Source organism: Cellulosimicrobium protaetiae (genome assembly GCF_009708005.2).
GTDB lineage: Bacteria > Actinomycetota > Actinomycetes > Actinomycetales > Cellulomonadaceae > Cellulosimicrobium > Cellulosimicrobium protaetiae.
Map to the genome: position 1 here is coordinate 3,846,447 of NZ_CP052757.1, position 14,053 is coordinate 3,860,499.

Below are 14,053 nucleotides of genomic sequence, written 5' to 3' on the forward strand. Positions count from 1 at the left end.
AGTCCTTCCTCGACCGGCCGTACGTCGACCGTACGACCGCCTGCCCTGCCCCGCCCTCGGCGGGCTTGGTCACCGTCCCTCACAAACGACGTCGGCCCCGGTGGACGAGGTCCACCGGGGCCGACGAGCGCACAGCGCAGGATCAGCGCTTGGAGTACTGCGGTGCCTTACGAGCCTTCTTGAGACCGGCCTTCTTGCGCTCGACGACGCGGGCGTCGCGAGTGAGGAAGCCGGCCTTCTTCAGCGCGGGGCGGTTGTGCTCGGCGTCGATCTCGTTGAGCGCACGAGCGATGCCGAGGCGCAGCGCACCGGCCTGGCCGGACGTGCCACCGCCGCTGATGCGGGCGACGACGTCGAAGCGACCCTCGACGTCGACCAGCTTCAGCGGGGAGTTCACGAGCTGCTGGTGGACCTTGTTCGGGAAGTAGTCCTCGAGCGTGCGCCCGTTGATCTTCCACTGCCCGGTGCCGGGGACGAGGCGCACGCGCGCCACGGCCTCCTTGCGGCGGCCCAGGGCCTGGCCGGGGGCGGTGATGCTCTGGCCGCGGCCCGTGGGGGCGGCGGACTCGGAGGTGTAGGTGCTGGGCGTCTCGTCGCCCAGGGTGTCGGTGTCGACGGTGGTCTCGGCCACGGGTGTGTCCTCGCGTCTCTCTGTGCGCATCGCCTGGGCGGCGATTACTGCGCGACCTGGGTGATCTCGAACGGCTTCGGCTGCTGCGCGGCGTGCGGGTGCTCGGCACCCGCGTAGACCTTGAGCTTGCCGAACTGGGCACGACCGAGGGTCGTCTTCGGGAGCATGCCGCGCACGGCCCGCTCCACAGCACGCTCGGGGTGCTTGTCGAGCAGGTCGCCGTAGGCGACGGCACGCAGACCACCCGGGTAGCCGGAGTGGTTGTAGGCCATCTTCTGCTCGCGCTTGTTGCCGCTCAGGGCGACCTTGCCGGCGTTGATGACGATGACGAAGTCACCGCCGTCGACGTGCGGAGCGAAGGTCGGCTTGTGCTTGCCGCGCAGCAGGGTGGCCACGTGGGTGGCCAGGCGGCCCAGGACGACGTCGGTCGCGTCGATGACGTACCAGTCGCGCTGGACGTCGCCGGGCTTCGGGGTGTACGTACGCACGGTCGTAGCCTTCGTTTCTGTCTCAGGATGTCTTCTTCGGCCGCTGAAGCGTGCGGCCGAGAGGGCAGGTCGTTGCGCGGCGGGCTCGGTCGACACCCGCTCCTTGGCCGGCAGCGAGTGGGCGCGCTAGCGACACGGGCGTCGTGAGATGAGCACAACGACTCACCAGACTACCCGCGGGGCAGGCCACCGGTCAAAGCGGCGGAGCTGGTAGGCGGGCTGGTAGGCAGGCCGGTGGCCGGGCGCTCGACGACGCACGTCTCGCACCGCGTCGAGCGCGCGACGTGCACGCAGTCCGGGCAGTACAGGCGCAGCGTCCGGCAGCTCGGGTCGGCGCAGTTCTCGTACTTCGCGGTGGCCGCCCCGCAGCCCGTGCACGCGCCGAGCGGGGTCGACCCCGGGCCGAGGTCGACGTGCATGCGCTCGTCGAACACGTAGAGCGAGCCCTCCCACAGCCCCTGCGACCCGAACGCCTCCCCGTACCGCACGACGCCGCCGTCGAGCTGGTACACCTCCTCGAAACCGCGTGCGGTCAGGAGCGCCGACAGCACCTCGCACCGCACGCCCCCGGTGCAGTACGTCACGACGGGCCGCTGCTTGAGGTCGTCGTAGCGGCCCGAGTCGATCTCGGCGACGAAGTCGCGGGTCGTGGCGACGTCCGGGACCACCGCGCCGCGGAACCGACCGATCTCCGCCTCGAACGCGTTGCGGCCGTCGAACATCACGACGTCGTCGCCGCGCTCCGCCACGAGGTCGTGCAGCGCCTGCGGGCTCAGCCGCGCCCCACCACCGACGACGCCGCTCTCGTCGACCACGACCTCGTCGGGGACGCCGAACGCCACGAGCTCAGGACGCACCTTCACGGACAGGCGCGGGAAGTCCCGGCCCGTGCCGTCGGACCACTTGACGTCGATCCCCTCGAACCCGGGGTACTGCCGCGTGGTCTTCACGTACTGCTTGAGGTCCTCGACCGTCCCGCCGAGCGTCGCGTTGATCCCGTGCTCGGCGACGATCACGCGCCCCGTGAGGTTCCACCGCTCCCCCAGCGCCCGCTGCCAGAGCTGCACCGCGCGGGGGTCGGGCAGCGGCGTGAAGGCGTAGAAGAGCACGATCTTGTGGACGGCCATGCCCACCAGGATAGGGACGGCGGCACCCGCCCCGGCACGCGGCGGCTACCGCACCCGCTGCACGCGCTCGACCTCCCACACCGGCTCGGGCGCCTCGACGACCTCCCCGTCGCCGCGGAACACCAGGTAGCGGTCGAACCCGCGCGCGAACCACCGGTCGTGCGTCACCGCGAGCACCGTGCCCTGGAACGCCGCGAGGCCGGCCTCGAGCGCCTCCGCCGAGTGCAGGTCGAGGTTGTCCGTCGGCTCGTCGAGCAGCAGCAGGGTCGCGCCGTCGAGCTCGAGCAGGAGGATCTGGAACCGCGCCTGCTGCCCGCCCGACAGGGTCTCGAAGCGCTGCTCCGCCTGGCCGACCAGCTCGTACCGGTCGAGCGCGCGGCTCGCGCCCTCGCGGCCCATGCCGGCCCGGTGCCCGTCGCCGCGATGGAGGATCTCCAGGAGCGTCCTCCCGCGCAGCTCCGGGTGGTCGTGGTTCTGGGCGAACCAGCCCGGCCGCACGCGCGAGCCGAGCACGGCGCGGCCCGTGTGCGCCACCGGGTCGGGTCGCACGCCGTCGGACGTCGCGGCGTCGGGCACCACCCCGGGCTCCGGGTCGGTGCCGCCCGCGGCGAGGAGGCGCAGGAAGTGCGACTTGCCCGACCCGTTGGAGCCCAGCACCGCGACGCGCTCCCCGAAGAACACCTCGAGGTCGAACGGCCGCATGAGCCCGGTGAGCTCGAGCTCGTGGCACGTCACGGCGCGCTTCGCCGTGCGGCCGCCCGTGAGCCGCACCGAGACACGCTGCTCGCGCGCTAGCACCTCGGGGCGCCCCGCCTCCTCGAACTTGCGCAGGCGCGTGCGCGCCGCCTGGTACCGGCTCGCGAGCCCGTCGTTGAAGGCCGCCTTGGTCTTGAGGGTGAGCACGAGCTCGCGGAGCTTGGCGTGCTCCTCGTCCCACCGCCGCGCGAGCTCGGCGAGCCGGTCGCGGCGGTCGGCGCGCGCCTGCGCGTACGTCGCGATCCCGCCGCCGTGCACCCAGACCGTGCCGCCGCCCGGCGTCGGCTCGAGCGTCGCGACCTGCGTCGCCGTGCGGGACAGCAGCTCGCGGTCGTGCGAGACGTAGAGGACCGTCTTGGGCGACGCGACCAGCCGCTCCTCGAGCCAGCGCTTGGTCGGCACGTCGAGGTGGTTGTCCGGCTCGTCGAGCAGCAGGACCTCCTCGGGCCCGCGGAGCAGCGCCGTGAGCGCCAGGCGCTTCTGCTCGCCGCCGGACAGCGTGCGCACGTCGCGCCACTGCGCCTTGTCGAACGGGACGGACAGGACCTCGTCGGTCACCTCGTCCCACGCCGCCTCGGCGTCGTAGCCCCCGACGTCGGCCCAGTCGACGAGCGCCTGGGCGTACCGGAGCTGGGCGGGCTCGTCGTCGACCGTCATGATGTCGTGCTCCGCCGCGGCGAGCTCGAGCGCCGCCTCCTTGACCGCGACCGGCGCGAGCTCGACGAGCAGGTCGCGGACCGTGCGGTCGTCGTCGATGCGCCCCACGTCCTGGCGCATGACGCCGAGGCCGCCGCTGCGCACGACCGCCCCGCCGTGCGGCGCGACGTCGCCCTTGACGATGCGCAGGAGCGTCGACTTGCCGACGCCGTTCGGCCCGACGAGCGCGACCCGCGCGCCGTCCGCGACGCGCAGGCTCACGCCGTCCAGGAGCGTGCGCCCGTCGGGCAGGTGATACGTGACGTCGCTGAGGTCGAGGTGTCCCACGAGGCCATCGTCCCCCGGGCTGACCCGCCGGGTCACGCGGATTCCGCGCACCCCCGACCGCCCCGGCGTCGACCCGCCCTCGCCGGCAGCACGTCCGTGCAGGTCCGGCCGCAGATGCTGCGTCGGGCCGCGCGAGGTGCCACTGTGGACGCATGAGCCAAGACACCACCGGCACCAGCCCGGACCCGGAGACCGGCGCCGAGGGCGACAACGACCAGCTCCAGGCCGAGGACACGCTGCTCGACCGCGGCGTCGACGACGTGCTCGACGAGGGCTACTCCCCGCCCGACCGCCCTCGGAAGAACCACCACGGCGAGACGCCGTGGGAAGAGGTGCACGGCGAGACGCTCGACCAGCGTCTCTCCGAGGAGGAGCCGGAGGACTGGGACCGCGACCCGCTCGACCGGCCGGACGAGACGCGCTCGGGCCGCCTCGTCGCCGACCCCGACGCGCTCGACGGCCGCCAGAACGACACGTACGCGGACGACGAGGGCATCTCCGGCGGCGCCGCGGGCGCCGAGGAGGCGGCCGTCCACGTCGTCGAGGAGCCCTGAGAGGCGACCTCCGCGCCGAGGGATTCCGTCCGGCGCGGGGTGCGCCGCCCCGTGGATCACCCCGCACCGGGTGGAACAGCCGTCAGGACGGACCGGCCTCCCAGACGTCCTCCTCGTTGCGCACGGCACGGATCCGGTCGGCGCGAGCGGCGAGCTCGTCGTCCGGCGGGTAGGTGACCTCCTCCAGCACGAGCCCGTGGGCGGGGACGACGCCGGCGCCCGCGTCGCGCCGACGGCTCGCGAGGAGCTGCTCGGGCCAGTCGACGCCGCGCCGGCCCTCCCCCACGGCGAGCGACGCGCCGACCAGCGCGCGCACCATGTTGTGGCAGAACGCGTCCGCGCGGACGTGCGCGACGACGAGGCCCGCGTCGGGCCCGTCGACGGGTCGGGACCATGACAGGTGCTGGAGCTCGCGGATCGTCGTCGCCCCGGGGCGCGGCTTGCAGAAGGCCGCGAAGTCCCGGACCCCGAGCAGCGGCCGGACCGCGGCGTCCATCGCCGCGACGTCGAGCGGGCGCCGGTTCCACAGCACCCACGCGCGCCGCAGCGGGTCGCGCTGAACCGGGTCGTCCGCGACCCGGTACGTGTACGCGCGGTGCAGGGCGGAGAAGCGCGCGTCGAACCCGTCCGGGGCCGGCGTGGCGCGGTGCACGACGACGTCGCCCGGCAGCACCCCGCCGAGCCGCGCGACGAGCGCGTCCCCGGGGGCGCGGTCGGAGCGCCCGGGCAGCGCCTCCCACTGGTCCCGCGTGAGGTCGACGTGCGCGACCTGGCCCCGCGCGTGCACCCCCGCGTCCGTGCGCCCCGCGACGGTCAGGCGGGGCGCCGGGCCGCGCAGGAGCGTCGCGAGCCCGTCCTCGATCGCCCCCTGGACGGTCCGCAGAGTCGGCTGACGGGCCCAGCCCGCGAAGTCCGTCCCCTGGTAGGCGAGGTCCAGGCGGACCCGCACGACGTCGTCGGGCAGCCCGTGCCGTGCCGTCGCCGCGGCGTCCGACGCCGTGCCCGCCTCGTCGGCAGGGGCGGGGGCGGGGACTTCGGGGGCCGGGGCGTCGCTCACGGGAGTTCACCGTAGTCGCCCGGCCGTGCGGCGCGCGCGCCGTCGTGCCTACGCTGCCGCCCATGACCGGCGACCGAGCAGACCTCCGCACCCTCGCCGTGGACTGCGGCGGCGGGGGGATCAAGGCGAACGTGCTCGACGCGTCGGGCACCGCGCACGCCGCCGCCGTCCGTGTGCCGACGCCCTACCCGCTGCCGCCCGAGCTGCTCGTCGAGACGATCGCGGAGATCTCTGCCACGCTGCCCTCCGCGGACCGGGTCACCGTCGGCATGCCCGGCATGATCCGGCGCGGCGTCGTCGTGCACACGCCGCACTACGTGACCCGCAGCGGCCCCCGCTCGCGGGTCGACCCGGCGCTCGTGGAGGCGTGGACGAGCTTCGACGTCCAGGCCTCGGTGGCCGCGCGCCTCGGTGTGCCCGCCCTCGTGCTCAACGACGCCGAGGTGCACGGCGCGGGCGTCGTCGCGGCGTCCGGGCTGGAGCTCGTGCTGACGCTCGGGACGGGTCTGGGCTCCGCGCTGTTCCACGGCGGGCGGCTCGCGCCCCACCTCGAGTGGTCGCGCGCGCCGGTCCGCCGCGGCACCACCTACGACGAGTACGTCGGCGAGCCCGAGCGGCGGCGGCTCGGCAACGGGCTGTGGTCACGGCGCGTGCTCGCGGTCGTCGAGGGTTTGCGGCCCGTCTTCTGGTGGGACCGGCTCTACCTCGGCGGTGGGAACTCGCGGCAGATCACCCCGACGGTGCTCGACCGTCTCGGCGACGACGTCGTCGTCGTGCCCAACTCGGCGGCGCTCGTCGGCGGGGCGCGCGCCTGGGACCTACCACCCGCCTGACGGCGCTCAGCGCCCGGGCACGCGGTCCTGGCGTGCCCCGGTGGCGTCGCCGACGACGAGGCCACGGTCGACGGACCGCGCGACCGCACGGTGCGCGTCGAGCAGGACCCGGTTGAACGCGACCGGTGCGTCGAGGCTCACGAGGTGCCGTGCGCCCGGGACCACCACCAGGCGGGCGGACGCTCCCCCGCGCCGGGCCGCCGCGACGAACCCCCGCTCACCGAACCGGAAGTGGTCCCACCGGCCGTTGACCAGCCACACCGGCGAGTCCGTGGCGGAGAGCGCGGCGACGGGGTCGACCGCCTCGACCTCGCGCAGGATCGCGCTCATCACGTCGAGCGCGAACCCCCCGGCCGCGAGGTCCGCTGCGCCCTGGGGCGTCAGCGCCCGGTCGACGAGCGCCTGGTTGAGCCCCGCTCCCCCGTCGGGCAGCCGCTCGATGCCGCGGGCGACGAGGAGCCAGCCCCCGCGCAGCCGCGTCGCGGGCGGCGTGGAGCAGGCGGCCGCCACGAGCCCGACGACGCGCTCCGGGTGCCGCGACCGGGTCTCGATCGCGACGTAGCCGCCGAGCGACAGCCCGACGACGAGCGCGCACCCGCCCAGCCCGTCGATCCCGGTCACGACGGCGTCCACGGCACCGTCCAGGGTGAACGCCTCCCCCCGCCGCGCGCCGTGCCCCGGCAGGTCCACGGCGAGCGCGTCGACGCCCGCCCGGTGCAGGGCGGCGAGCTGGTCGCGCCACATCGACCGCGACGTGCGCGAGCCGTGCACGAGGACGACGGGCGGCCACGCCGCCCGCCCGGTACCGGCGGTGGTGTCGCGGCAGGGCACCCGTCGACCCTAGGCCGCGGTGCGGTCGTGCGCGCGGCCGGAGGTCCGCCGTCGGGCACCCGGCGCTCCCCCGACCGGCACCACGTCGCCCGATGCCGGGACAGCGTGTCCACCAGGGACGCCGCAGGGCCCGGAACCCTACGGTTCCGGGCCCTGCGGCGTGGAGCCCCGGAGGACTCCGAGAGTCGATCGAGGAGGCTCAGGCCTCCTTCTTCTCCTCGGCGGCGTCCTCGACGGGCGCGTCCTGGACGTCCTCGGCCGGAGCGTCCTCGACGGCGGCGGGCGCGTCCTCGACGGGCGCGTCCTCGACCGTCTCAGCCTTCTCGGCCGGCTTGTCCGCCTTCTTCTTGCTCGCCTTCTCCGCGGCCTTCTCGGCCTCACGGACGACGGCCTGCTTCGGGCTGACGGGCTCGGTGACGAGCTCGATCACCGCGAGGGGCGCGTTGTCGCCCTTGCGCGTGCCGACCTTCGTGATGCGCGTGTAGCCACCCTCACGCTCCGCCATCTGCGGGGCGATCTCGGTGAACAGCGTGTGCACCACGGACTTGTCGCGCACGACGCGCAGGACGCGACGACGCGCGTGCAGGTCGCCACGCTTGGCGAACGTGATGAGACGCTCGGCCACCGGGCGCAGGCGCTTCGCCTTGGTCTCGGTGGTCGTGATGCGGCCGTGCTCGAAGAGCTGGGTGGACAGGTTCGCGAGCATCAGACGCTCGTGAGCCGGTCCGCTGCCGAGCCGGGGGCCCTTGGCGGGGGTAGGCATGGGATGTGCTCCTTGGGAAGTGTTCGCGCCGCAGGTGCGGACCCGGACGCGCTGAGGTGTCTAGAGCCGCAGGCTCAGTACTGCTGCTCGGTGTCCGAGAACGTCGCCTCGTCGTCGTCGCCGTCGTAGTACGCGGCGGCCGACGGGTCGAAGTCGAGCGGCGAGTCCTTGAGGGACAGGCCGAGCTCGGCGAGCTTCTCCTTCACCTCGTTGATGGACTTCGCACCGAAGTTGCGGATGTCCAGCAGGTCCGCCTCGCTGCGTGCGACGAGCTCGCCCACCTGGTGGATGCCCTCGCGCTTGAGGCAGTTGTACGAGCGGATCGTGAGGTTGAGCTCCTCGATCGGCAGCGCCAGGTCCGCGGCCAGGGCCGCGTCCGTCGGCGACGGGCCGATCTCGATGCCCTCGGCCTCGACGTTGAGCTCACGGGCCAGGCCGAAGAGCTCCACCAGCGTCTTGCCCGCCGACGCGAGCGCGTCGCGCGGCGAGATCGCCGGCTTCGTCTCGACGTCCACGACCAGCTTGTCGAAGTCCGTGCGCTGCTCGACACGCGTCGCCTCGACCTTGTAGGTCACCTTGAGGACGGGCGAGTAGATCGAGTCGACCGGGATCCGGCCGATCTCCGCGTCGAACGACTTGTTCTGCGACGCCGAGACGTAGCCACGGCCGCGCTCGACGGTCAGCTCGATCTCGAGCTTGCCCTTGTCGTTGAGCGTGGCGATGTGCAGCTCGGGGTTGTGGACCTCCACACCCGCGGGCGGGACGATGTCCGCCGCGGTGACCGCACCAGCACCCTGCTTGCGCAGGTACATCACGACGGGCTCGTCGTTCTCCGAGGAGACGACGAGGTTCTTGATGTTGAGGATGACCTCGGTCACGTCCTCCTTCACACCCGGCACGGTGGTGAACTCGTGGAGCACACCGTCGATGCGGATGGAGGTGACCGCCGCGCCCGGGATGGACGACAGCAGCGTGCGACGCAGCGAGTTGCCGAGCGTGTAGCCGAAGCCCGGCTCCAGGGGCTCGATGGAGAAGCGCGAACGGTTCTCCGAGATGACCTCTTCGGTCAAGGTGGGGCGCTGTGCGATCAGCACTGGTGGTTTCCTTTCGGCGAGCGTCCGCCATATGACGCTGCACGGTTCAAGGCGAGGTGCGCGCCTGCGGCACGCGGCCCCGGCCGGGACTCTGTCCACCCGGCCGGGAGGGGGCGTCGGCCCCGTCAGGAGGCGGCTGCCCCGTGACGGGCGCCGCCGACGGGCTCGGCCGGTCGGTGACCGGGCGGTCCGTCGGCGGCACGCCGACGACGAGGGTCAGACGCGACGACGCTTGGGCGGGCGGCACCCGTTGTGCGCCTGCGGCGTGACGTCCTGGATCGAGCCGACCTCGAGGCCGGCCGACTGCAGCGAGCGGATCGCGGTCTCACGACCGGAACCCGGGCCCTTGACGAAGACGTCGACCTTCTTCATGCCGTGCTCCTGCGCCTTGCGGGCAGCGGCCTCGGCCGCGAGGCCGGCGGCGAAGGGGGTCGACTTGCGCGAGCCCTTGAAGCCGACGTCGCCGCCGGAGGCCCACGCGATCACGGCGCCCGACGGGTCCGTGATCGACACGATCGTGTTGTTGAACGTGCTCTTGATGTGCGCCTGGCCGGCGGGGACGTTCTTCTTGTCCTTGCGGCGAGGCTTGCGCCCAGCGGCGGCGCGAGTCTTGGGAGGCATCTTTCGTTTCTCTCCTGGTCTGAGGTGGTCTGACCGCGGGGATCTCCGACCGGGACGACGTGGACCGTGCGGCCGACGTCAGCACCCGAGCGGGGCCCGCCCTGCGGACTGGCTCAGCGGGCCTTCTTCTTGCCGGCCACGGTGCGCTTCGGTCCCTTGCGCGTACGCGCGTTGGTCTTGGTGCGCTGGCCGCGCACGGGCAGGCCGCGGCGGTGACGCAGGCCCTGGTAGGTGCCGATCTCGACCTTGCGGCGGATGTCGGCGGCCACCTCACGACGGAGGTCACCCTCGAGCTTGTAGTTGCCCTCGAGGTAGTCGCGGAGCGCGACGAGCTCGGCGTCGCCGAGGTCCTTCACGCGCGCGTCCGGGCTGATGCCGGTCGCGGCCAGCGTCTGCTGGGCGCGGGTACGGCCGACGCCGTAGATGTAGGTGAGCGCGACCTCGAGCCGCTTGTCGCGGGGGAGGTCGACGCCGATGAGACGTGCCATGTGCCTTTCGGCTCCTCGTGCTTCGTCGGAGGTCTGTCGCACCGCCCTCCCACGGGGAGCTCCGTGGGCCCCGGCCTCCGAGCCGGGGGTTCCCCTGCCTGTGGCGTTCTCCTCCCGGACTCGCGTCCGGGGTGCCGAGCAGGTTCGTGGTGGTGCGCTGGTGGCCGGCCGTCGTCGTGACGGGCGACCTGGTGATCACGGCCCCGAGAGGACCGTCACCCGTGGCGCAGGCGCGGGGCTCAGCCTTGGCGCTGCTTGTGCCGCAGGTTGTCGCAGATCACCATGACGCGACCGTGCCGGCGGATCACCTTGCACTTGTCGCAGATCTTCTTGACGCTGGGCTTGACCTTCATCTTCGTTCCCTCAGTGGTGCCCCGCCCCGGGCGCGACCGACGGGCGGTCCCGGTGACCGGGTGGCGAGGCGGGTGAGTGGGTGGACGCGTGGCGACTACTTGTAGCGGTAGACGATCCGGCCGCGGGACAGGTCGTACGGGCTCAGCTCGACCACGACCCGGTCCTCGGGGAGGATCCGGATGTAGTGCTGGCGCATCTTGCCCGAGATGTGCGCGAGAACCTTGTGACCGTTGGCCAGCTCCACGCGGAACATCGCGTTCGGCAGGGCCTCGACCACGCTGCCCTCGATCTCGATGACACCGTCCTTCTTTGCCATGTCCTCCGCTAACTCTCGTCTGAACTGCTGGTACTCCCGCGCACGCCCGACCCGCGGGTCGTCCGATCGTGGGAGGTGCGTGGAGCCGCGTGCGGAGGTCGGTCGCCCGGGTCCCGAGGGACGGGGGCCGGATGAACGACGTGCACGGACTACACCCGACGGACCATCCTACGGCATCGGGCAAGAGTCGCGAAACCGTGGTGGGGCCCCGGACCGTGCGACGCGTCACTCCCCCCGCACGCCCCGAGCCGGCGCGACCGATCGACCGAGAGACCGAGCGGTGGGATCGAGCCGTGGGATCGAGTCGTGGATCAGGCCGCGAGCGGCGCGACCTGGACGCCGAGCTGCGCAAGCTCCGCCGCCCCGCCGTCGGGCGCCGTGAGGACCCAGATGCCCTCGTCGAGGATCGCGACGCTGTGCTCCCAGTGCGCGGCGCGAGCGCCGTCGTCGGTCACGACGGTCCAGTCGTCCTCGCACACCTCGGTGAACCGGTCACCGAGCGTCACCATCGGCTCGACCGCGAGGCACATGCCCGGACGGAGCCGGGGGCCCTTCTCCCGCGTGCGGTAGTTCGGCACGTCCGGCGGCTGGTGCATGGCCGACCCGATCCCGTGACCGACGTAGTCCTCGACGATCCCGTACGTGACGCCGTCGGACTCCCCCGAGGCCCGGACGGAGTCCTCGACCGCGGCGCCCACGTCGCCCAGGCGCTCGCTCGTCGCGAGCGCGGCGATCCCCGCCCACATCGCTCGGCGCGTGGCCTCGACCAGGGCCACGTCCCGCGGCTCGCCCTCGCCCAGGACGAACGAGACGGCCGAGTCGCCGTGCCAGCCGTCGACGATCGCCCCGCAGTCCACGGAGACGACGTCGCCCGCACGCAGCTCGCGCGGGCCGGGGATGCCGTGCACGACCTCGTCGTTGACGGACACGCACAGCGACGCCGGGAAGCCCTCGTACCCGAGGAACGACGGGGTGGCTCCCGCGTCCGCGATCACGGCCGCGGCGAGCGCGTCCAGGTCGGCCGTCGTCATGCCCGGCCGCACCGCGTCGCGGACGGTCTCGAGCGCCCGCGCGACCACGAGGCCCGCGCTGCGCATGGACCGCACCTGGTCGTGCGTCTTGTACTCGATGCGTTCGCGACCGAACACCCTGCTGCTCCCCAGAACCCTACGGACGTGCTCGCGCCGGCTCAGGCGACGAGCGCGGAGAGCGCGGAGACGATCCGGCCGGTGATCTCGTCGACGTCACCGATGCCGTCGACGCGGACGAGCAGACCGCGCTCGTCGTAGGCCGACGTGAGCGGCGCCGTCTGCTCGGCGTAGATGTCGAGGCGGCGCGCGATGGCCTCCTCGGTGTCGTCCTCGCGACCCTCGAGCTCCGCACGCTTCGCCAGCCGGGCGAGGAGCTCGTCGCGGTCGGCCGTGAGCTCCACGACGCCGTCGAGAACGACGCCCAGGTCCGTCAGGATCGTGTCGAGCTCGACGACCTGGGCAGCGTTGCGGGGGTATCCGTCGAGGATGAACCCGCGCGCCGCGTCGTCCTGGGCGAGACGGTCGCGCACCATCGCGTTCGTCACCGAGTCGGGGACGAGGTCACCCTTCGCGGTGTACTCCTGCGCGAGCCGGCCGAGCTCCGTCCCGCCCTTGATGTTCGCCCGGAAGATGTCCCCGGTCGAGATCGCGGGGATGGCGAGCTGCTCGGCGAGCCGGGCGGCCTGCGTCCCCTTGCCCGCGCCCTGCGGGCCCATGATGACGAGGCGCGCGGGACGCGAGGTGGACTGGCCGTCGGTGGCGTTGCTCAACGGAGGAACCCTTCGTAGTGGCGCTGCTGCAGCTGGGAGTTGATCTGCTTGACCGTCTCCAGGCCGACGCCGACGACGATGATGATCGAGGAGCCACCGAACGGGATGTTCGTGCTCACGCCGAGCCCGATGAGGACCAGCGTCGGCAGCAGTGCGACGAGCGCGAGGTAGATGGCACCCGCGGACGTGATGCGGGTGATGACGTAGTCGAGGTACTCGGCGGTCGGGCGTCCGGCGCGGATGCCCGGGATGAAGCCGCCGTACTTCTTCATGTTGTCCGCGACCTCGTCCGGGTTGAACGTGATCGACGTGTAGAAGAAGCAGAAGAACAGGATCATCAGCACGTAGAGCAGGATGTGCAGCGGCGCGGCGGGGTCGGCCAGGTTCGTGCTGACCCAGACGACCCAGTCGGCGGTCTGGTCCCCGAACTGCGCGATGAGGCCCGGGACCGCGAGCAGCGAGGCCGCGAAGATCACCGGGATGACGCCGGCCATGTTGATCTTGATCGGGATGTAGGTGCTCGAGCCGCCGTACATGCGGCGCCCGACCATGCGCTTGGCGTACTGGACCGGGACGCGGCGCTGCGACTGCTCGACGAACACGACCAGGCCGATGACGACCACGATGACCGCGATCATGATGATGAAGTTCGTCGCACCGTTCGCACCGCCGGCGATCGACCACAGGGCGGTCGGGAAGCTCGCGGCGATCGACGTGAAGATGAGGAGCGACATGCCGTTGCCGACGCCGCGCTCGGTGATGAGCTCGCCGAGCCACATGATGAGGCCGGTGCCCGCGGTCATGGTGATGACCATGAGCGCCATCGTCACGAAGCTGGCGTCGGGGATCACGTCCACGGAGCAGCCCTGGAAGAGCAGGCCGTTGCGCGCCGTCGTGATGACGGTCGTGGACTGGAGGATGGCGAGCGCGATCGTCAGGTAGCGCGTGTACTGCGTCAGCTTCGCCTGGCCCGACTGGCCCTCCTTGTGGAGCGCCTCGAAGCGAGGGATCACGACGCGCAGCAGCTGGACGATGATGCTCGCGGTGATGTACGGCATGATGCCGAGCGCGAAGATCGACAGCTGGAGCAGGGCTCCGCCGCTGAAGAGGTTGACGAGGCCGAGCAGGTCGTTGCCGTCGGCGGTCTCCGCGATGCACTGCTGCACGTTGGGGTAGTCCACGCCGGGCGTGGGGATGAACGACCCCACCCGGAAGATCGCCATGATCGCGATCGTGAACAGCAGCTTGCGCCGCAGGTCGGGCGTCCGGAAAGCCCGGGCGAATGCGCTGAGCACCTATCCTCCTGGCCCGCCGAGGCGGGATGTCGTGTCGCCGGGAGGCCCGGCGAGGTGTGA

Annotated in this window: 17 protein-coding genes; 2 read left to right on the forward strand and 15 right to left on the reverse strand. The window is 72.5% G+C overall.

Annotated features, from left to right (window positions below; genetic code table 11):
- Nucleotides 1-142: 142 nt before the first annotated feature.
- The 4 genes from rpsI to FIC82_RS16560 all read right to left on the reverse strand — a co-directional run bounded on the left by rpsI (nt 143) and on the right by FIC82_RS16560 (nt 3,986).
- Entirely contained in the window at nt 143-631 is a 489-nt protein-coding gene (gene rpsI, locus FIC82_RS16545) for a 30S ribosomal protein S9 (RefSeq protein WP_168732016.1), read from the reverse strand.
- 44 nt (nt 632-675) lie between these two features.
- The gene (gene rplM, locus FIC82_RS16550; RefSeq protein WP_047234564.1) at nt 676-1,119 is read right to left on the reverse strand and encodes a 50S ribosomal protein L13; all 444 of its coding nucleotides are present in this window, start codon (nt 1,117-1,119) and stop codon (nt 676-678) included.
- A 170-nt stretch (nt 1,120-1,289) separates the two neighbouring features.
- Nucleotides 1,290-2,246: an oxygen-dependent tRNA uridine(34) hydroxylase TrhO gene (gene trhO / locus FIC82_RS16555; RefSeq protein WP_154799235.1), complete on the reverse strand. Its 957-nt coding sequence runs from the start codon at nt 2,244-2,246 to the stop codon at nt 1,290-1,292.
- Nucleotides 2,247-2,291: 45 nt separating this feature from the next.
- Nucleotides 2,292-3,986, reverse strand: a complete 1,695-nt coding sequence (locus FIC82_RS16560) for an ABC-F family ATP-binding cassette domain-containing protein (protein WP_168732017.1) — start codon at nt 3,984-3,986, stop codon at nt 2,292-2,294.
- A gap of 152 nt (nt 3,987-4,138) precedes the next feature.
- Here FIC82_RS16560 and FIC82_RS16565 point away from each other — a divergent pair, with 152 nt between their 5' ends.
- Nucleotides 4,139-4,540: a DUF5709 domain-containing protein gene (locus FIC82_RS16565; RefSeq protein ID WP_154799236.1), complete on the forward strand. Its 402-nt coding sequence runs from the start codon at nt 4,139-4,141 to the stop codon at nt 4,538-4,540.
- A gap of 82 nt (nt 4,541-4,622) precedes the next feature.
- On the opposite strand, the gene truA is transcribed toward FIC82_RS16565, so the two are convergent.
- Nucleotides 4,623-5,504, reverse strand: coding sequence for a tRNA pseudouridine(38-40) synthase TruA (truA, locus tag FIC82_RS16570; protein ID WP_154800450.1), 882 nt, complete (start codon nt 5,502-5,504; stop codon nt 4,623-4,625).
- A 155-nt stretch (nt 5,505-5,659) separates the two neighbouring features.
- Between truA and FIC82_RS16575 the strand changes: the two genes are divergently transcribed.
- Nucleotides 5,660-6,430: an ROK family protein gene (locus tag FIC82_RS16575; RefSeq protein ID WP_154799237.1), complete on the forward strand. Its 771-nt coding sequence runs from the start codon at nt 5,660-5,662 to the stop codon at nt 6,428-6,430.
- Nucleotides 6,431-6,436: 6 nt separating this feature from the next.
- Here FIC82_RS16575 and FIC82_RS16580 read toward each other — a convergent pair whose 3' ends face one another.
- The 10 genes from FIC82_RS16580 to secY form a co-directional block, all read right to left on the reverse strand.
- The gene (locus FIC82_RS16580) at nt 6,437-7,261 is read right to left on the reverse strand and encodes an alpha/beta fold hydrolase (protein ID WP_253691236.1); all 825 of its coding nucleotides are present in this window, start codon (nt 7,259-7,261) and stop codon (nt 6,437-6,439) included.
- A gap of 199 nt (nt 7,262-7,460) precedes the next feature.
- Complete coding sequence (gene rplQ, locus FIC82_RS16585) at nt 7,461-8,024, reverse strand: 50S ribosomal protein L17 (RefSeq protein WP_154799238.1); 564 nt, start codon at nt 8,022-8,024, stop codon at nt 7,461-7,463.
- 74 nt (nt 8,025-8,098) lie between these two features.
- A complete protein-coding gene (locus FIC82_RS16590; RefSeq protein WP_021479760.1) occupies nt 8,099-9,118 on the reverse strand; it encodes a DNA-directed RNA polymerase subunit alpha in 1,020 nt (339 codons plus the stop codon).
- Between the two features lie 216 nt (nt 9,119-9,334).
- Nucleotides 9,335-9,739 (reverse strand): 30S ribosomal protein S11, encoded by a 405-nt coding sequence (rpsK, locus tag FIC82_RS16595; RefSeq protein ID WP_021479759.1) that lies wholly within the window; start codon nt 9,737-9,739, stop codon nt 9,335-9,337.
- Between the two features lie 113 nt (nt 9,740-9,852).
- Nucleotides 9,853-10,227 (reverse strand): 30S ribosomal protein S13, encoded by a 375-nt coding sequence (rpsM, locus tag FIC82_RS16600; RefSeq protein WP_021479758.1) that lies wholly within the window; start codon nt 10,225-10,227, stop codon nt 9,853-9,855.
- 239 nt (nt 10,228-10,466) lie between these two features.
- Nucleotides 10,467-10,580: a 50S ribosomal protein L36 gene (rpmJ, locus tag FIC82_RS16605; protein WP_003956441.1), complete on the reverse strand. Its 114-nt coding sequence runs from the start codon at nt 10,578-10,580 to the stop codon at nt 10,467-10,469.
- 95 nt (nt 10,581-10,675) lie between these two features.
- A complete protein-coding gene (gene infA / locus FIC82_RS16610; RefSeq protein WP_012867920.1) occupies nt 10,676-10,897 on the reverse strand; it encodes a translation initiation factor IF-1 in 222 nt (73 codons plus the stop codon).
- A 311-nt stretch (nt 10,898-11,208) separates the two neighbouring features.
- Nucleotides 11,209-12,045 carry a type I methionyl aminopeptidase gene (gene map, locus FIC82_RS16615; protein ID WP_168732018.1) on the reverse strand — a complete coding sequence of 279 codons (837 nt, stop codon included), beginning with the start codon at nt 12,043-12,045 and terminating at the stop codon, nt 11,209-11,211.
- Nucleotides 12,046-12,086: 41 nt separating this feature from the next.
- Nucleotides 12,087-12,698 carry an adenylate kinase gene (locus tag FIC82_RS16620; protein WP_256390397.1) on the reverse strand — a complete coding sequence of 204 codons (612 nt, stop codon included), beginning with the start codon at nt 12,696-12,698 and terminating at the stop codon, nt 12,087-12,089.
- Entirely contained in the window at nt 12,695-13,993 is a 1,299-nt protein-coding gene (gene secY / locus FIC82_RS16625; protein WP_168732019.1) for a preprotein translocase subunit SecY, read from the reverse strand. The genes FIC82_RS16620 and secY overlap by 4 nt, the downstream gene beginning before the upstream one ends.
- Between the last annotated feature and the right edge of the window lie 60 nt (nt 13,994-14,053).

Coding starts and splice junctions, on each gene's coding strand:
- rpsK (WP_021479759.1), bottom strand. CDS start 9,739: ATGCCTCCCAAGACTCGCGCCGCCGCTGGGCGCAAGCCTCGCCGCAAG.
- rplQ (WP_154799238.1), bottom strand. CDS start 8,024: ATGCCTACCCCCGCCAAGGGCCCCCGGCTCGGCAGCGGACCGGCTCAC.
- FIC82_RS16565 (WP_154799236.1), top strand. CDS start 4,139: ATGAGCCAAGACACCACCGGCACCAGCCCGGACCCGGAGACCGGCGCC.
- FIC82_RS16575 (WP_154799237.1), top strand. CDS start 5,660: ATGACCGGCGACCGAGCAGACCTCCGCACCCTCGCCGTGGACTGCGGC.
- infA (WP_012867920.1), bottom strand. CDS start 10,897: ATGGCAAAGAAGGACGGTGTCATCGAGATCGAGGGCAGCGTGGTCGAG.
- trhO (WP_154799235.1), bottom strand. CDS start 2,246: ATGGCCGTCCACAAGATCGTGCTCTTCTACGCCTTCACGCCGCTGCCC.
- rpmJ (WP_003956441.1), bottom strand. CDS start 10,580: ATGAAGGTCAAGCCCAGCGTCAAGAAGATCTGCGACAAGTGCAAGGTG.
- rpsM (WP_021479758.1), bottom strand. CDS start 10,227: ATGGCACGTCTCATCGGCGTCGACCTCCCCCGCGACAAGCGGCTCGAG.